The sequence below is a fragment of the Tenacibaculum sp. M1.3A genome, assembly GCF_057732375.1.
Genome location: NZ_JBYJEF010000002.1, coordinates 467,878 through 484,920 on the forward strand (window position 1 = coordinate 467,878; position 17,043 = coordinate 484,920).

The 17,043-nt window shown below is 30.3% G+C and carries 16 protein-coding genes and 2 tRNA genes; 13 read left to right on the forward strand and 5 right to left on the reverse strand.

What is annotated here, in order from left to right; all coding sequences use genetic code 11:
* Positions 1–14: 14 nt before the first annotated feature.
* The 3 genes from AC28QF_RS04840 to AC28QF_RS04850 all read left to right on the forward strand — a co-directional run bounded on the left by AC28QF_RS04840 (position 15) and on the right by AC28QF_RS04850 (position 3,939).
* Positions 15–1,931 carry an ABC-F family ATP-binding cassette domain-containing protein gene (locus tag AC28QF_RS04840; protein WP_488200500.1) on the forward strand — a complete coding sequence of 639 codons (1,917 nt, stop codon included), beginning with the start codon at positions 15–17 and terminating at the stop codon, positions 1,929–1,931.
* Positions 1,932–2,188: 257 nt separating this feature from the next.
* A complete protein-coding gene (locus tag AC28QF_RS04845; RefSeq protein ID WP_488200499.1) occupies positions 2,189–3,145 on the forward strand; it encodes a 1-aminocyclopropane-1-carboxylate deaminase/D-cysteine desulfhydrase in 957 nt (318 codons plus the stop codon).
* Positions 3,145–3,939, forward strand: a complete 795-nt coding sequence (locus AC28QF_RS04850; protein ID WP_488200498.1) for a glucosaminidase domain-containing protein — start codon at positions 3,145–3,147, stop codon at positions 3,937–3,939. The genes AC28QF_RS04845 and AC28QF_RS04850 overlap by 1 nt, the downstream gene beginning before the upstream one ends.
* 73 nt (positions 3,940–4,012) lie before the next feature.
* Here AC28QF_RS04850 and AC28QF_RS04855 read toward each other — a convergent pair whose 3' ends face one another.
* Positions 4,013–5,137, reverse strand: coding sequence for a vWA domain-containing protein (locus AC28QF_RS04855; RefSeq protein WP_488200497.1), 1,125 nt, complete (start codon positions 5,135–5,137; stop codon positions 4,013–4,015).
* A gap of 46 nt (positions 5,138–5,183) precedes the next feature.
* Positions 5,184–5,882, reverse strand: coding sequence for an SIMPL domain-containing protein (locus AC28QF_RS04860; RefSeq protein WP_488200496.1), 699 nt, complete (start codon positions 5,880–5,882; stop codon positions 5,184–5,186).
* A 201-nt stretch (positions 5,883–6,083) separates the two neighbouring features.
* Between AC28QF_RS04860 and AC28QF_RS04865 the strand changes: the two genes are divergently transcribed.
* From AC28QF_RS04865 to AC28QF_RS04875, 3 genes are read left to right on the forward strand one after another with little or no spacing between them, the layout of a single operon-like run.
* Positions 6,084–8,270, forward strand: coding sequence for a tetratricopeptide repeat-containing sensor histidine kinase (locus AC28QF_RS04865; protein WP_488200495.1), 2,187 nt, complete (start codon positions 6,084–6,086; stop codon positions 8,268–8,270).
* A 2-nt stretch (positions 8,271–8,272) separates the two neighbouring features.
* Entirely contained in the window at positions 8,273–9,004 is a 732-nt protein-coding gene (locus tag AC28QF_RS04870) for a LytR/AlgR family response regulator transcription factor (protein WP_488200494.1), read from the forward strand.
* Between the two features lie 6 nt (positions 9,005–9,010).
* Positions 9,011–9,526, forward strand: coding sequence for a gamma carbonic anhydrase family protein (locus AC28QF_RS04875; RefSeq protein WP_488200493.1), 516 nt, complete (start codon positions 9,011–9,013; stop codon positions 9,524–9,526).
* 169 nt (positions 9,527–9,695) lie between these two features.
* Here AC28QF_RS04875 and AC28QF_RS04880 read toward each other — a convergent pair whose 3' ends face one another.
* Positions 9,696–10,163, reverse strand: coding sequence for a hypothetical protein (locus tag AC28QF_RS04880; protein WP_488200492.1), 468 nt, complete (start codon positions 10,161–10,163; stop codon positions 9,696–9,698).
* Positions 10,164–10,263: 100 nt separating this feature from the next.
* On the opposite strand from AC28QF_RS04880, the gene AC28QF_RS04885 reads away from it, so the two are divergent.
* Complete coding sequence (locus AC28QF_RS04885; RefSeq protein ID WP_488200491.1) at positions 10,264–11,241, forward strand: endonuclease/exonuclease/phosphatase family protein; 978 nt, start codon at positions 10,264–10,266, stop codon at positions 11,239–11,241.
* 83 nt (positions 11,242–11,324) lie between these two features.
* On the opposite strand, the gene AC28QF_RS04890 is transcribed toward AC28QF_RS04885, so the two are convergent.
* A tRNA-Phe gene (locus AC28QF_RS04890) sits at positions 11,325–11,397 on the reverse strand.
* Between the two features lie 58 nt (positions 11,398–11,455).
* Positions 11,456–11,528, reverse strand: a tRNA-Phe gene (locus AC28QF_RS04895).
* Positions 11,529–11,638: 110 nt separating this feature from the next.
* Between AC28QF_RS04895 and AC28QF_RS04900 the strand changes: the two genes are divergently transcribed.
* The 6 genes from AC28QF_RS04900 to AC28QF_RS04925 are packed head-to-tail and all read left to right on the forward strand — an operon-like array spanning position 11,639 to position 17,021.
* A complete protein-coding gene (locus tag AC28QF_RS04900; protein WP_488200490.1) occupies positions 11,639–12,370 on the forward strand; it encodes a type III pantothenate kinase in 732 nt (243 codons plus the stop codon).
* The gene (bamG, locus tag AC28QF_RS04905; protein ID WP_488200489.1) at positions 12,363–13,619 is read left to right on the forward strand and encodes a BamG family beta-barrel-assembly machinery protein; all 1,257 of its coding nucleotides are present in this window, start codon (positions 12,363–12,365) and stop codon (positions 13,617–13,619) included. Before AC28QF_RS04900 ends, bamG begins: the two co-directional genes overlap by 8 nt.
* Positions 13,620–13,638: 19 nt before the next feature.
* Positions 13,639–14,949 (forward strand): hypothetical protein, encoded by a 1,311-nt coding sequence (locus AC28QF_RS04910; protein WP_488200488.1) that lies wholly within the window; start codon positions 13,639–13,641, stop codon positions 14,947–14,949.
* A 9-nt stretch (positions 14,950–14,958) separates the two neighbouring features.
* The gene (lptC, locus tag AC28QF_RS04915; protein WP_488200487.1) at positions 14,959–15,525 is read left to right on the forward strand and encodes an LPS export ABC transporter periplasmic protein LptC; all 567 of its coding nucleotides are present in this window, start codon (positions 14,959–14,961) and stop codon (positions 15,523–15,525) included.
* Between the two features lie 6 nt (positions 15,526–15,531).
* Entirely contained in the window at positions 15,532–15,729 is a 198-nt protein-coding gene (locus AC28QF_RS04920) for a hypothetical protein (RefSeq protein ID WP_488200486.1), read from the forward strand.
* Positions 15,729–17,021 carry a hemolysin family protein gene (locus AC28QF_RS04925; protein WP_488200485.1) on the forward strand — a complete coding sequence of 431 codons (1,293 nt, stop codon included), beginning with the start codon at positions 15,729–15,731 and terminating at the stop codon, positions 17,019–17,021. Before AC28QF_RS04920 ends, AC28QF_RS04925 begins: the two co-directional genes overlap by 1 nt.
* The last annotated feature ends 22 nt before the right edge of the window (positions 17,022–17,043 follow it).

Below are 17,043 nucleotides of genomic sequence, written 5' to 3' on the forward strand. Positions count from 1 at the left end.
TTTACGCAAATAATATGTTAAACGTACACAATTTATCAGTCTCTTTTATGGGAACTGATTTGTTTTCAGGAATTACTTTTAAATTAAATAAAGGTGATAGAATCGGATTGATTGGTAAGAATGGAGCCGGAAAATCTACGCTTTTAAAAGTGCTTTCTAAAGACATTGAAACCAGTGGAGGTACGATGGCTTTTGATAAAGATATTCGAATGGGGTTTTTACGTCAGGACATTGATTTCGTAGAAGGAAGAACTATTTTAGAAGAAGCATATCAGGCGTTTGAAGAAATAAAAGAAATCGAGTTAAAGTTAGACGATATTAACAATCAACTAGCTACAAGAACCGATTATGAAAGTGAAGGATATAGCCAGTTAATTATAGATTTAACGGATCTTACAGAGCGATATGAGCTTTTAGGTGGGTATAATTACCAAGGAGATACAGAGAAAATTTTACAAGGTTTAGGTTTTCAGCGTGAAGATTTTGATAAATTAACCAACACTTTTTCTGGTGGATGGAGAATGCGTATCGAATTGGCAAAATTATTATTACAAAATAATGATATTTTACTATTAGATGAGCCAACAAACCACTTAGATATTGAATCTATTATTTGGTTAGAGAACTTTTTAAAATCATATTCTGGTGCAATCGTATTGGTTTCGCACGATAAAATGTTTTTAGATAATGTTACCAACCGTACGATTGAAATTTCTCTAGGGCAGATTTATGATTATAAAAAACCATATTCTGAATTTTTGGTTTTAAGAGCCGAAATAAAAGAAAAGCAATTACAAGCACAGAAGAATCAAGAAAAAGAAATTAAGCAAAAGCAACACTTAATTAATAAGTTTAAAGCCAAAGCGAGTAAAGCTTCGATGGCGCAATCGTTAATGAAGCAATTAGATAAAGTAGAACTTATTGAGGTTGATGGAGATGATAATGCGGCAATGAATGTGCGTTTTAATATCTCTAAAGAACCAGGTAAAATTATTGTTGAAGCTGATGGTTTAAGTAAAAGTTACGGAGATAAGCATGTTTTAGAAGATGTTGATTTAATGATTGAACGTAACAGTAAAATTGCTTTTGTTGGTCAAAACGGACAAGGAAAATCTACTTTAGCAAAAATAATGGTTGGAGAAATTCCGTTTATAGGGAATTTAAAACTAGGACATAATGTAGAAATAGGATATTTTGCACAAAATCAATCAGAAGAATTACCACCAGAAAAAACAGTTTTAGAGATTATGGAAGATGCTGCTTCGGATACAAACCGAATGCGCGTTAGAGATATGTTAGGATCGTTTTTATTCGGTGGAGATGCTGTAGATAAAAAGGCAAAAGTACTATCGGGTGGAGAACGTAACCGTTTAGCTTTATGTAAATTGTTATTATCACCGTTTAACGTGTTAATAATGGATGAGCCAACAAACCACTTAGATATTGCCTCTAAAACGGTATTAAAAACAGCTTTAAAAAACTTTGACGGAACTTTAATTGTAGTTTCTCACGATAGAGATTTTTTACAAGGATTAACATCAACTGTTTACGGATTTAAAGATAAGGTTATTAAAGAGTATTTAGGAGATATTGATTATTTCTTAGATCAACATAAGATGGAAAACCTTAGAGAAGCGGAAAAAAGAACAGTTGTTAAAGCTGAAAAACCAACAGCTAAAAAAGAAGCACAAGAGTTATCTAGAGAGCAAGAAAAAGAGTTAAAAAAACTTAAAAACAAACTTTCTAAGACTGAAAAAGATATTGCTGATTTAGAAAAAGATATTGAAAAAATAGATTTAGAATTAGCAAATAATTATGATGAAGTTTCTGCTCGTCCTAATTTCTTTGAAAAATATAAAGCTAAAAAAGCAAGTTTAGAAAAATTAATGGCTGACTGGGAGAGAATAGAAGAACAGGTTTCTGATTTTTAGTAGTTTATCCATTTTTTCTTCTAAAAGTAACAGCGGTTTTGTTTTAAACAAAACCGCTGTTACTTTTTAAAATTATTATAGAGCTTAAATTTCTCGATAAATAACTTCTTTTTTGTAAAGTTAAAACAACTAATTTTTTAAAAACGACTTAGAGATATTGTTAACTAAGTTTGTGTTTTTCTATTATAAAATCAACTTTAAAATAGTCGTTTATTAACAAACCTTTCTCTTATTTTTACGTCATTAAAATTTATGAGTTGAACAATATTAATAATCTTTTATTTAGTCAGGTTTTTACAAGTGAAAATCAACAAATATTTCTTCCTGTTTTAGAAGAGAAAAAAGTTGAACTCTTTATAAAAAGAGAAGATAAAATACATCCCTTTGTTTCGGGAAATAAGTTTCGTAAATTGAAATATAATATTGAAGCTGCAAAAAATCAAGATAAAAAAGTGTTGTTAACTTTTGGAGGCGCTTTTTCTAATCATATTGTAGCAACAGCTGTTGCCGGGAATTTATCTGGTTTTAAAACTATCGGCATTATTCGTGGAGATGAGTTGGGTAAGAATTTCGAAAAAACGTTGGCAGGAAATTCAACTTTAAAAGAAGCCTATAAAAACGGAATGTATTTTAAGTTTGTTTCGAGAGAAGCGTATCGAAATAAAACATCCGAAGAATTTATAAGTGATTTAAAAAATGAGTTTGGCGACTTCTATTTAATTCCAGAAGGCGGAACGAATGAGCTGGCAATTAAAGGATGCGAAGAGATCTTAACAGAAGAAGATAAGAATTTCGATTATATTTGTTGTGCTATCGGTACTGGTGGAACAATTTCAGGGTTGATAAATGCCGCGAAAAAGCATCAGAAAGTAATTGGTTTTCCTGCCTTAAAAGGTGATTTCTTACAGAAAGAAATTGAGAAATTGACAATAAGTAAAGATAATTGGAGTTTACAAACCGAGTATCATTTTGGGGGTTATGGAAAATATAATACAGGTTTAATTCGTTTTATAAACGAGTTTAATGAGCTAACAAAAATTCAGTTAGACCCTATTTATACAAGTAAAATGCTTTTCGGAATTATAGAAATGATTAAAAAGAATGAGTTTCCAGAAAACAGTAAAATTGTAGCAATTCATACAGGAGGTTTACAAGGAATTGTAGGGTGTAATCAGAAATTAAAAAATAAAAATCAAGCATTAATAAAAATTTAATGAAAATAAAATCAGTTTTATACATAGCAATAAGTACTCTTTTTTTTATAAGTTGTGGTTCTAACAAAAATGTGGTTACTAAAAATCGCAAAAAAGTGGCGTTACAAGAAAGAGAAGAAGTATATCCTGTAATGCCTCAGTTAGAACAAGTAAATAAACCCTTAAAAACAAGCTCAAATCATACAGTTGCATACATTGAAAAATTTGCACCAATTGCAGTAAAGAAAATGTATGAGCATAACATTCCTGCCAGTATTACTTTGGCGCAAGGAGTTTTAGAATCGGGTAGTGGTAGAAGTGCTTTGGCAATTAGATCTAACAATCATTTTGGTATAAAATGCCATAAAGGTTGGCAAGGAAAAAGTGTAACTCATGATGATGATGAAAAAGGAGAATGTTTTAGAAAATACAAATACCCGCAAACATCATACGAAGATCATTCGCAGTTTTTAATCACAAGAAGTCGTTATGCTAGTTTATTTAAACTTGGTCATACAAATTATAAAGGTTGGGCTTACGGATTAAGAAGAGCAGGTTATGCGACAGATAAACGATATCCACAAAAATTAATATCGATTATAAATAAATACAATTTAACAAAATACGACAGAATTAAACTTAAAAATACTACCATCACCAAAGCGACAATAGAAAACGATTACCATAAGGTAGAAAAAGGTGATACTTTATATTCGATAGCAAGGAGATATGATTTATCGGTAAGTGAGTTGAAAAAAATTAATGAACTAAACACGAATGAAATTAGTATTGGGCAAGATTTATTAGTAAAATAAAAGGCTTGTCTTTTATAATAAAAAAGCATCATTTTTAGCGCTTTGCTAAGAATGACGCTTTTTTTGTTAGCGATTACCAAGAGTATTTTTTCTTTTTAGCTTGTTTTTTTATTGCTTTAATCATTACACTTTCTAATTCGTTTTTAGAGCTGTTTTCTCGTTGTTTTATAGCAACATATTGTTTTCTTTTTTTATCTAATAGCTGAATTTCTTGTTGAATTTCATTACGCTCTTTGCGTTTGGCATCAACATATTTTTTTATTTCTTTTGATGATTTTGTTTGTAGGTTTTTTGGGAGTTGTTTTTTCTTTAATTTACTATAATCCATTTCTTTTTCTTTAGATGCATCAACCAAATCCCATTCGGCATTATTATATAATTTAGAACTTTTACTAACAGCACGTTTTACAACAACAACTTCATCTAAAGTTTCGGCATTAGCATCTTGTTTCGCTTGATTTGTGTATTTAGAATACCCAGCACTTCCATAATGGATGTACGTTTTGTTTAATCGCTTATTTAAAATAATAATATCGTTATCGTATGGCGTTACAATGTGTACAATGTTCTTTGTATGATTAATAGTCATATAATCTCCACCACCGTAAACTGCTCCGTCTTGCCACATGCCAGAAACACCTTGGTTGTAATCACCGCAGAAAATAGTATTTACAGTAATGTCATTTTCTTTGGCGTTGGTAATTGCATCTTTATAATTTAATTTTCCTTGTGTAAAAGGTTCGTTTCCTGCAATAAAAATCATTTTTAAATCACGTTTATTATTTCCCCATTCTAATTCATTTAACGAAGTCTGAATTGCTTGTCCACAAAACTCGCTACCACCATTGGTAGTTAAAGAAAATAAATGCTCAGAGATATCATCCAAATCACTTGTGAATTGTAAAACCTGACGAATATAACCTTCGTTAGATGAAAGTTTGCTGTTACCGTATTCATATAAAGCGATTTCTAATTTAGGAGTTATTCCTTCGCATTTAGCATGCGATAATTCATTTATAATTTCCCATAATTGTGCTTTTGCTTGATTTATTAGTCCGTCCATACTACTACTTGTGTCTAGTAACAAGGCTACTTTGGTTGTTTGTTTTTTGATGTTTTTCTTAGGATTAGCAGCATAACTTGTTATTGATATTAAAAAAGTAAAAATGCAGATTGTTTTTAAGATGTAGTTTTTCATGATTTTATGTTTTAAATTGTTTAAAGTATTTTTAATTATATTGTTTTTATTTAATTTCAAAAACAACATAAATAGAAGAGGTTAATTTGATATTTTCGAACTGTACAATATCTTTTCTGTAATTTTTCATTTTAGATATACTACTATATTCAGAGGCTACATTTAAGTGATTTAATTGCGCGAAGTTTTGTAGTTGATGTTCTGTTTCATTTACTTTTAAAGGTTTTCCTGTGGTTGTATTTATAGCATTTAATAGATAGTTAGCTTTCTCTTTTGCGGCTTTAATTGCCGAAATTCTATTTTTCTTTTTGTAGAAGTCTAATTTAGAATGTGTTGCTTTTGTAATTTCGGTGTCAGTGATTTTAAGCCTCTTGAAAATTTCAAATACTTTTTTAAGTTTTTTTGCACTCGTAATTTTTAACGAATATTTTCCAGTAGATAAAACCTCTTCGCTAAACCAACCTGTTTTAGCAATTGTAGAGTTAATATCAGAAATAAATAAATCTGTTTTTGGTATTTCAATAGTTGCTAATGCCCTTTTTAGAGAGTCTTCTAAAGAGGTAAGTGTTATTTTTTTACCATTTTTCATTTTTTCTTTTAAATAAAGATTTATGTAAATTTCATCAGGACTAATTTCTAACTCAGCTCTTCCGGTAACTTCAATAATTGGTTTATTGTTATTTACAGTTTGACTAAAAGTGGATACTGTTAAAAAAAGGAGGATAATAAGTTTTAATATTTTCATAATTTGTTGTTTTATACTGTCAAATCTACAAGGAACTATCTTTTTATAAAACAGCGAATGAGTATGTGGGTAAAACGAATGAGTGAAGTGGTTTGTAAAATGAGTGAAAGCAACTATTTAGTATTAAAAAGTGTTATTATTTAAAGAATCTCATTTTTTGAACTCAGTTTTTGTGTGTATGTTTACAGTAATATATAAAAGATGAATAGATTTTTTAAAATAGTATTTGCAGGGTTGTTACTTACGTTATCTTCTGTTTTTTCTCAAGAAATTAAAGAAAGAGAACGTGAGTTTACTGTAAAAGTTCAGGTGGTAGATGAAAATACGCGTCAGCAAATTAAAGACGCGAGAGTTGCGGTAAACGGCCGTGTTTTTAAGTTTTTAAATACAAAAGGCAGTTATGTTGTAGAGGCTAAAAAGGGAAGTGAATTAGAAATGTCGCATGCTGGTTTCGAAACTATTTATTATACAATTATAGATGATGAAGATGTTAAAGTATTGGTTGAAGATTTTAATCAGAAGAGAAAATCAAAACGAAGTTCTTATGGTCAAAAAAAAGTAGATATATATCCGAAGTATTTAGATTCTGTAAATTTTTACAAGAAAAAAGATATTGATAAAAGTTTAGCAGCTATTGAAAAAATGCTTTTAAACTCATCGTCTAAAAGCCGAAAAGCAACTACTTATAAAGAGTTGGGAGATGTTTATTTTTACTGGAAACAATATGATTTAGCAGTTGAGAATTATAGCGTGTCTTTAAAAGAAGATAACAAAGCAAGTGTTCGTTTGTTATTGGCTAAAACACAGTTTTTAGTAAATAAATTTGATAATAGTGAAAAGAATTATCAAGAAAGTTTAGAAGGAGAACTAACCAATTACGAAAAGTTAAAAGGCTATGAAGGTTTAGGTGATGTATTTATGGCAAAGAAAAATTATGCTAAAGCTACTACTAATTATACCAAAGCTTTAAAAATTGCAAAAAACGATTATGTAACACCTAAAATAACAGATTTAAACTCTAAGTTGGCAGAAGTTTTTGCTGCTCAGGGTAAAACAAAGAAAGCAGATGGTTATTTTCAGAATTCTTTAAAATTAGCATCCAAAGAAAATAAAAAAAGAGCCTTAAAAGAACAACAAAAAGTAGCTGATTTTTATAATGAATCTCGTAGGTATGATGATGAAATTCAATTGCGAAAACAAAGTTTAGTTGCCACAGATGATATTGTTATAGAAACGGAAGAAAAAGAATCGTTGGTAGATTCTATTACTTCTCAAAAAATAAATTACAAAATAGGTAACGCCTATATTCAAAAAGAATCTTATAACGAAGCTATTCCTTTTTTAAAGAAAAGTATAAAAGACGCCAATAGTAAAGAAGATTTAATTATCGAAAAAGATGCAACGCGTAAACTATCAGAAGTATATGCAACTGTGGGAGATTATACAAAAGCGTTAGAGAGTTATCAAGATTATGTGAAGTTGGTGGATACTTTATATTCTAAAAAAGAACAAGAAATTCAACAAGTAAAAAGATTCGGAAAAAAAATAGCAAATAATCAAAATCGAATCCGAAGTTTAGAAAAAGACAAGCAATTAAGCGATAGTAAAATTAGCTTGGCATATAAAGATCAGCAATTAATACAGGAAAGTAATAAACAGCAAAAACTGATTATTTATTCATTAATCGGAGGTTTCTTTTTAATGAGTTTGTTGGCATATTTTATGTTTCGAACCAATAAACAACAAAAATTAGCGAATAATTTATTGGCATTAAAATCGATGCGATCTCAAATGAATCCGCATTTTATATTCAATGCACTAAACTCGGTAAATAATTTTATAGCTTTAAATGATGAGCGAAGTGCGAATCGTTATTTGTCAGAATTCTCAGTATTAATGCGATCGGTTTTAGAAAATTCTGATGAAGATTTTATTCCGTTAGCAAAAGAAATAGAACTGTTAGAATTGTATGTAAAATTAGAGCATAATCGATTTAAAGACAAGTTTGATTATGTAATGTTTATTGATGAAAAAATCAAAAAAGAAAACTTTTCTATTCCGCCAATGTTATTGCAGCCTTATATAGAAAATGCTATTTGGCACGGACTCCGTTATAAAAAAGAAAAAGGGAACCTAGAAATTTCTATGCGTCAGCAAACAGCGAATGCGATTTTAATAACAGTGCAAGATGACGGAGTTGGTAGAAAGAAATCGATGGAAATGAAAACAAAGCATCAGCTAAAGCAAAAATCGAAAGGAATAAGTACTATCGAAAACAGAATTGCTATTTTAAATAGTATGTACAAAGATAAAATTGATGTTACAGTTTCGAATGTTTTTGAAGACGGAAGCGGAACAAAAGTCGAATTGATTTTAAAGAAAAATTAAAGATGAAGTTAAAAGCAATCATTATAGAAGATGAAGCTATTGGTAGAGATATTTTGCGCAATTATATAGCAAAATATTGCCCAAATGTTCAGCTGTTAGGAGAAGCGGATAATATAAAAGACGGACAAGCATTAATAGAAGAACACGAATTAGATTTGGTGTTTTTAGATGTAGAAATGCCTTACGGAAACGGATTTGATTTGTTAGAGAAAATAGAAAACCAAACCTTCGAAACCATTTTTGTAACCGCCTACGATCATTATGCAATAGAAGCTTTAAACAATCAAGCAACGTATTATTTATTAAAACCTATTTCTATAGATGAATTGATTAAAGCAGTAAACTTAGTTGAAGAAATTAAAACAAAAGAACAAACGCTAGAAAATACTGTTTTAACGACTAAAAGCATTGCTAATTTAAATAAGATAACGATTCCGCAACAAGATGGTTTTGAAGTTATTTCAGTTACAGATATTTTATTTTGCAAGGCAGATGATAATTACACCGAAATCTATTTCGAAAACACGAAGAAAGTAGTTAGTAAAACCTTAAAACACTTTGATGATCTTTTAAAAGAAAGTGGTTTTGTACGTGTGCATAAATCGTATTTGGTAAACGTAAACGAAGTTGTAAAATATAAAAAAGGTAAGGGCGGAAGCGTACTTTTATCTAACGGAAAAGAAGTAATGGTATCCGCATCAAAAAAAGCAAATTTATTATCATATTTTAAATAAAAAAGAATGAAAATTATAAAAGCAGTAAACGGTAAATCTCCTCAAATACCTGAAGATTGTTACATAGCAGAAAACGCCACAATTGTAGGCGACGTGCAAATGGGAAAAGAGTGCAGCGTTTGGTTTAACGCCGTAATAAGAGGCGATGTACACTATATAAAAATGGGTAATAAAGTAAATATTCAAGATGGCGCAATAATCCATGCAACCTATCAAAAATCACCTACAACAATTGGTAATAACGTTTCTGTTGGGCATAATGCAATCGTGCACGGTTGTACCATTCACGACAATGTTTTAATAGGTATGGGTAGCATAATTATGGATGATTGTGTTGTAGAGTCAAACTCGATAATAGCAGCCGGTGCCGTGGTTTCTAAAAATACAATTGTAAAAAGCGGAAGTGTTTATGCCGGTGTGCCAGCCAAAAAAATTAAAGATGTTTCTAAAGAATTAATTTCAGGAGAAATCGATCGAATTGCTAATAATTACGTAAAATATTCAAGTTGGTTTAAAGAGTAGTCGTTGGGCGTTACCTAAAGGTCGGGCTTTACGTTATATCTTTTTTTCGTGCCTCAAAAAAGGATGTCACTTCAATCCCTAACGCAAACCTCACAACAACGCATAAAAAAGCTCAGTTTTGTTTCCAAAACTGAGCTTTTAATCAAAACTAACCTACTATCAATCAATATTATTTTTCTTGGTTTTCTCTATGTTCTTTTTTTAAACCTTTTCTGTGTTTCGTTTTCCTTTTAGCATTATGCTTTTTCTTTGCACTCATTTTTTCGAAACGTTCGTATTGTTGTTTGTTTAAAATACGTTTCATTTCAGCTTTAAAAGCAATTTGAGCATCAAGCATTTTATTTTGTTTTTCAAAACGTTCATTGGTAGATAGTTTGGCTCTTTTTTCGCCACTTTCCTTCATTGCCTTTCTTTTCTGATGCATTTCTTTACGTTTTGCAATTTTTTCAGTTAATAAAGGAGCAATATCTCGCTGCTGAGAAGCTGTTAAATCCAACTTTAAAGTCATTTTCTTAACCGCTAACTCAGTTTGTTGTTGCACAGTTAATTGCGCTACGTTACTTCTTTTTCCTTTTTGAGCTTGAGTTGTTAATGTAAACCCAATTGCTAAAACCAATACTGTTACTAATTTTTTCATATTTATAAAATTTAAGTTTTTTAATTATTTATACATCTATGACTATGCTTCTTTAAAAAAGTTTAAATTTGAAAGTAACTTTAACATTTCTTTAATTTTTATGAAAAATACAGTCAAATTTTTATTAAAGCTGCTTTTATTAATGTTTGTAGGTTCTGTGCTCTTTTTTTTCTGGGCATCATCACCATCAATAGATGAAAAAGAGTATACTAAATTAATAGAAAAAGAAAACTCGCCAGTTGTAAAAAATGATTCAATATATAGTATTGTAACTTATAATGTTGGTTATTTAAGTGGAATGACAAATAACTTACCGGTAGCAAAACCAAAAGAGTTGTTTGATAAAAATCAGCAAAAGGTAGAAAGTGAACTTAAAAAAGTAAATCCGGATATTATTGCTTTTCAGGAAATTGACTATAAGGCTTCAAGATCTTATAACGTAGATCAGGAAGAAGCGTTTATGAATTTAGGATATAATTATGCGGCAAGAGGTGTAAATTGGGATGAGCGTTATGTACCTTTTCCGTATTGGCCACCAAGCATGCATTTCGGAAAAGTAATCTCAGGGCAATCAATTATCAGTAAATATAAATTAAAAGAGTACGAACGCATTGTTTTAGAACGTGTACCAGACAATCCTTTTTATAGAGACGCTTTGTATTTAGAAAGATTGGCGCAAGTTGTAAAAGTTGTTCTAGAAGGAAAAGAAGTGGTGTTAATAAACATTCATTTAGAGGCTTTTGATAAGTCAACACGAGTGCGTCAGTTTGAGTATGTTTTAGAGCTGTTTAATCAATATAAAGATAAATATCCAACAATATTATTAGGCGATTTTAATTCAAGCGCAAGAGATGAGAATTCAGCAGTTCAAAAAATATTTAAAATGGACGGAATAGGAAACGCAGCTTTTAACGCTGTAAATCCTTCAAATACATTTAATAGTAAAAATCCTTTCGAGCGAATAGATTATATTTTTTATACAGAAAACTCTATTGAATATGTAAGTGGAAAAGTATTGAATGATTTTGAGCAAGCTTCAGACCATTTACCCGTAGAAATGCAATTCAGATTAAAATAAAACTTAAAAACTCATTGCTATAACAATGAGTTTTTTTATGTTTCAAAAACAAAAAACCCGAACAAATGTTCGGGTTTTTTCGGTGGTGCCTCCAGGAATCGAACCAGGGACACAAGGATTTTCAGTCCTTTGCTCTACCAACTGAGCTAAGGCACCGTTGAATGCTTATTTAAGTAACAAAATAAAATTCACAATTAAATTGAGAAAATTATAGTGGTGCCTCCAGGAATCGAACCAGGGACACAAGGATTTTCAGTCCTTTGCTCTACCAACTGAGCTAAGGCACCAGTTTGCTACTTTCGTTAAGCGGATGCAAATATACAACCGTTTTTTAATTATACAAAGCATTTGTTTTAAAAAAAATGTATTGTAAATTTGAATTCTAAGAAATGTAAAGATGAATTTAATTATCGATGTTGGCAATACAAGAGTTAAAGCAGCTGTTTTTGAGTTGAATACAATCAAAGAAGTTTTTGTTTTTAGCAAGGCAGAAATTGTATTTGAATTGAAAAAAATTATTAAAACTTTTTCAATTTCAAGTTCTATTGTGTCTTCTGTGTCTAATATATCAGAAAAATCACTAAAAGAAATCACTGATTTGTTAAATCCGATCTTTTTAAACTCCGATATTAAAATTCCTTTTATAAATAAATACGAAACACCAAAAACTTTAGGGGTTGATAGAATTGCATTAGCAGCAGCAGCAGCAGAAAAATATCCACAAAAAAATGTTTTAATTATTGATGCAGGAACTTGCATTACTTTCGATTTTATCAATAATAAAAACGAATATTTAGGTGGCGCAATTTCTTTAGGTATTTCAATGAGGTATAAGGCATTACATGATTATACAGCTAAATTACCATTGCTAGGGTTGAGTGAAGTATTTAGTTTTATAGGCACAAACACAAACACATCAATACATTCGGGTGTTGTAAACGGCGTAATTAATGAAATTGAAGGCGTTATCAATCAATATCAAAAAAAGTATGGAGATTTAACAATTGTTTTAACAGGAGGAGACACATATTTCTTGGCTAAGCAATTAAAAAGTGGCATATTTGCCCATCCAAATTTTGTTTTGGAAGGATTACATACCGTTTTGACATATAATTTAACGAATGATTAAGAGATTTATATTAGGAATACTTGTGCTTAGCGCAGTAACAATATCAGCACAAAGAAATAGTGCGTCACCTTATTCTTATTTTGGAATTGGAGAAAATTTTGAAGCAGTTACTGTAGAGCAAGCATCTATGGGAGGTATTGGAGTTGCATTAAAAGATAATCACCACTTAAATTTTACAAACCCAGCTTCAAATGCAGATTTAAGAGCGGCTACATATGGTATAGGAGGAAATATGAGTTTTCTAACTATAAAAGAAGGAAATGCATCACAATCTGGTAAGTCAACCAATTTGCGTTATATCTCTTTAGGTTTTCCGTTAGGGGAAAAAGCAGGGGTTTCTGTTGGGTTACAACCATTTTCATCAGTTGGTTATTCTTTATTAAATAATCAGAATGATGAAGAGGTTACCCTATTTAGAGGAGAAGGAGGTACTAATAAAATATATGCTAGTTTTGGTATGTATGTTTTAGAGGGACTTTCGTTAGGTATTGAAGCAGGGTATATTTTTGGTAATCTTGATAATAGCATTATAAATCAAAGAGCTGATGTTGCTTTAGGCACAAAGCATGAAGAGTCTGTAAATATAAGAGGAGGTCAGTTTAAATTAGGTGCTCAATACAGAAGAGAGTTGAAGAATAAATTAAACTTTTTTACTGGGGCATCAATTACTTTAAATAGCGATTTATCTGCAAATGGTAACGAAAGAATGTATTCGTTTTCTGGACAAGATATTCAAAGAGATGAACTTTTTAATAGAGCTGTAAGCGGAGATATAAACATTCCTGTAAAAACTGTTTTCGGAGTAGGTTTAGGAAAGGAGAACAAATGGTATGTAGGTATTAACCAGCAATTTCAAAGTGCGTTAAGTAGTAACAGCTCATTAATTTCAGATGGTGGAGGTTACAAATATGATGATTCAAATAAATTGTCAATAGGAGGTTATTATATTCCAAAAGTAAATTCAATATCAAGTTATTGGGATAGAGTTACTTATAGGGCAGGTTTGCGTTTTGAGGAAACCGGTTTGCTAGTTAAGACTACAAATGATTTTACTTCAATTAACGACTTTGGCATAAATGTTGGGTTAGGATTACCATTGCCAAGACAATTATCTAATGTAAATATTGGATTTGAATATGGGCAAAAAGGAACATCAAGCAATAGCTTAGTAAAAGAAGAGTATTTTAATGTTAGATTAAGTTTATCATTAAATGACCTTAATTGGTTCCAGAAAAGAGAAATAGATTAATAAAAAAAACTGATACAAGATGAAAAAAATTACGTATTTACTAACAGGTTTATTTTTGTTCGTAGCCGTAAATGGTGTTAAAGCACAAGCTAGTCAAGAATGTAACGTAAAGTATAATCTTTTTAAAGGTGATGCAACTACAGGGAAGTATGCAGCTGCTAAAGAAAATTTAGATTATTTATTAACCAACTGCCCTAAGCTGTCAGTTAATATATACAAGTATGGAGAGCGAGTAGCAGAGAAATTAAAAGACCCTGTATTAGCAAAGAAAGTTTATGAAACAAGATTAGTAAACTTCCCTGAAAATGGAGCTGCAAAATTACATAGTGATTATGCAAGTTATTTAATTGAAAATAAATTAGCAACAGACGAAGAAGTTTTCGAAATCTTAAAAAAAGCATATGATATTTCACCTAAAGATATGGGTGTTAAAAATATCTTTAGATATTTTGAAACTATAGCAGAGGTAAATAAAGATACCGATCCTCAAAAAGTATTTGATACTTATGATGATGTAATGGAATCTGTAGAAGAGAAATTAGAGGACTATAACAAGAAAGTAGCTAAATTACAAGAAAAGGATTCTTTAGGGACTATTAGTGCTAGAGAGAAAAGAAATTTAAAAGCTTTTACAATCAACTCTAGTTCTTTAGGACAGGTTGAGGGTGGTTTAGATGCTATGATTTCTAAAATAGCTACTTGTGAACGATTAATTCCTATTTACACTAGAGATTTTGAAGGTAAAAAAACAGATGGTGTTTGGTTAAAAAGAGCAGTTTCTAGAATGTATAACAAAGGTTGTCAAACAGATCCTTTATTTGAGAAGTTAGCAAATGCTTATGCTGAAACTACACAGTCTTCTGATGCTTACAACTTCTTAGCTGGGGTTTTGGCTAAAAATGGAGATAGAAGTGGTGCAGCTGAAATGAAAAAGAAAGCATTTGATTTAGAAACAGATCCTTTTGTAAAGGCAAAGTATAAATTAAGAGAAGCGCAGAATACTAGCGGAAGTAGAGCAAGATCTTTAGCTTACGAAGCATTAAGATATAACCCAAACATGGGTAAAGCGTACTTATTTATTGCAAGTTTATATCAGAATAGTGCAAACTCTTGTGGTAGTGATGAATTTGAAAAAAGAATGGTTTACGTAGCAGCTTTAAATAAAGCATTAAAAGCTAAAAGAGTTGATCCAGGTTGTGGTGCGAATAGATATATTTCTAGTTATACTAAAAATGTACCATCAAAGAAATTAATATTTCAAAAAGGTATTGCTTCAGGAGCTAGTCATAAAATTGGTTGTTGGATTGGTGAAACAGTTCGTGTACCATAATAGAGTTAGATGAAATCATACTCAATAAATATACATAAAAGCATTGCTGCCATTTTTTTGGTGGCAATGCTTTTTTCTTGTGTAAATTCAAAACAAGAAGTACGAGATTTTTTAGCGGATAAAAATATGCCTGTAGGAAAGGCAATAAATATTTATCACATTAAAAAAGATTCTGGTAAAATTACTTCAAAAACAAAAGCATCTCTTTTTTATGATTTTTCTAATAGAGAGGAGCATCCATATAGCGAATTTCCTAAAGGAATAAAAATTGTTACTATTGATAAAACAGGAAAAGACTCTACTACAATCACCGGTAACTATGCGTTATCATATAGTAAAACGGGTGTTTCTGAAATTAAAGGAAATGTGGTAATCTTAAATCATTCTGGAAACAGAAAGTTAGAAACCAATCAATTGTTTTGGGATCAAAAAGAACATTACTTTTTTACTGAAGATGGCTTTAGGTTAACAACATTAAGAGATACTGTTAATGGTTTTGGTTTTGAATCTGAAGAAAGCCTTACAAAATGGATAGCAAAAGACATTACAGGTGAAATTCAAACGAATCAAAAATAAAATAGAATGAATACATTTTGGAAGTATTTACAGTACGGTTACCTAGTAATTGGTGCATTGTTTTTTATTGAAGGAGCCTTTCAGTGGAGTACAAGCAAACAAGATGCGCTTATTCGATTTGGATTTGGTATCTTTATAACTTTAATATTCTTCTTTAAACGTCATTTTAGAAGAAAAGTTGAAAAGAGAAATCAACAACGTTAATGGAATTTGAAATCATTATAATTCTTAGTTCTATACTATTTTCAGCCTTTTTTTCTGGTATGGAAATAGCCTTTGTTTCAGCTAATAAATTACATATTGAGCTAGAGAAAAAGAGAGAAGGTTTTTTACCTAAAATATTAACAATTCTTACCCGAAAATCATCGAAATTTATAACAACGATGTTGGTAGGTAATAATGTAGCATTGGTAATATATAGTTACTTTATGGGGCAGTTGTTAATGAATTGGTTTCAAACAGCATTGCCTACAAATATTACATTAATAAATTATTTGTTAGATGATTTAAATCTTTTTACACAAACAATAATCTCTACCCTTATTATATTAGTAACGGCAGAGTTTTTACCCAAAACTATATTTAGAATTTACGCAAATGAAATGCTTAAGCTTTTTGTGGTACCAGCGTATGTTTTTTATTTATTGTTTTACGGGATAACTTGGGTTATCACCAAGATTTCAGATTTTTTCTTATTTGTTTTTTTTAGAATAAGAGAAGCAGAAGCTAAAAAAGAATTTAGTAAAGAAGAATTAGGGAATTATATTTCTGAACAACTAGATGGGGGAAACGACGAGGATAAAATTGATTTAGAAATCCAAATTTTTCAAAATGCATTAGGATTTCACAAGGTAAAAGCCAGAGAAATTATGGTGCCTCGTACAGAAATTATGGCAATTGATATACATGAGTCTGTCGAGAATCTAAAAAATATGTTTATAGCAACAGGTTTATCTAAGATCTTGGTATATAAAAATTCTTTTGACGATATTTTAGGTTATGTAAGTGCTTTCGAATTATTTAAAAATCCGATTTCTATTAAATCAATATTATTACCGGTAGAATTTGTGCCAGAATCGATGATTATTAACGATGTTTTAAATGGCTTAATAAAGAAAAGAAAAAGTATTGCAATAGTGGTTGATGAATATGGTGGTACATCAGGAATTATAACAGTAGAAGATGTTGTAGAAGAATTATTTGGTGAGATTGAAGACGAGCATGATAGTCAAGAATTATTAGAAGAAAAAATAAGCGAACAAGAATTTAAATTTTCTGCACGATTAGAAGTTGATTATTTAAATGAAGAATACGATTTAAATATACCTAAAGAAGAAGCTTATGAAACGTTGGGTGGTTTTATTATTGATCATACCGAAACGATACCTGAGCAAGATGAAATTTTACACATCGATAAATTTTATATTAAAATACTAAAAGTAAGCGCTACAAAAATTGATGATCTGTACTTAAAGGTGGTCGATATAGAAGATTAAAACGTGCTTTTCTGCATAGATT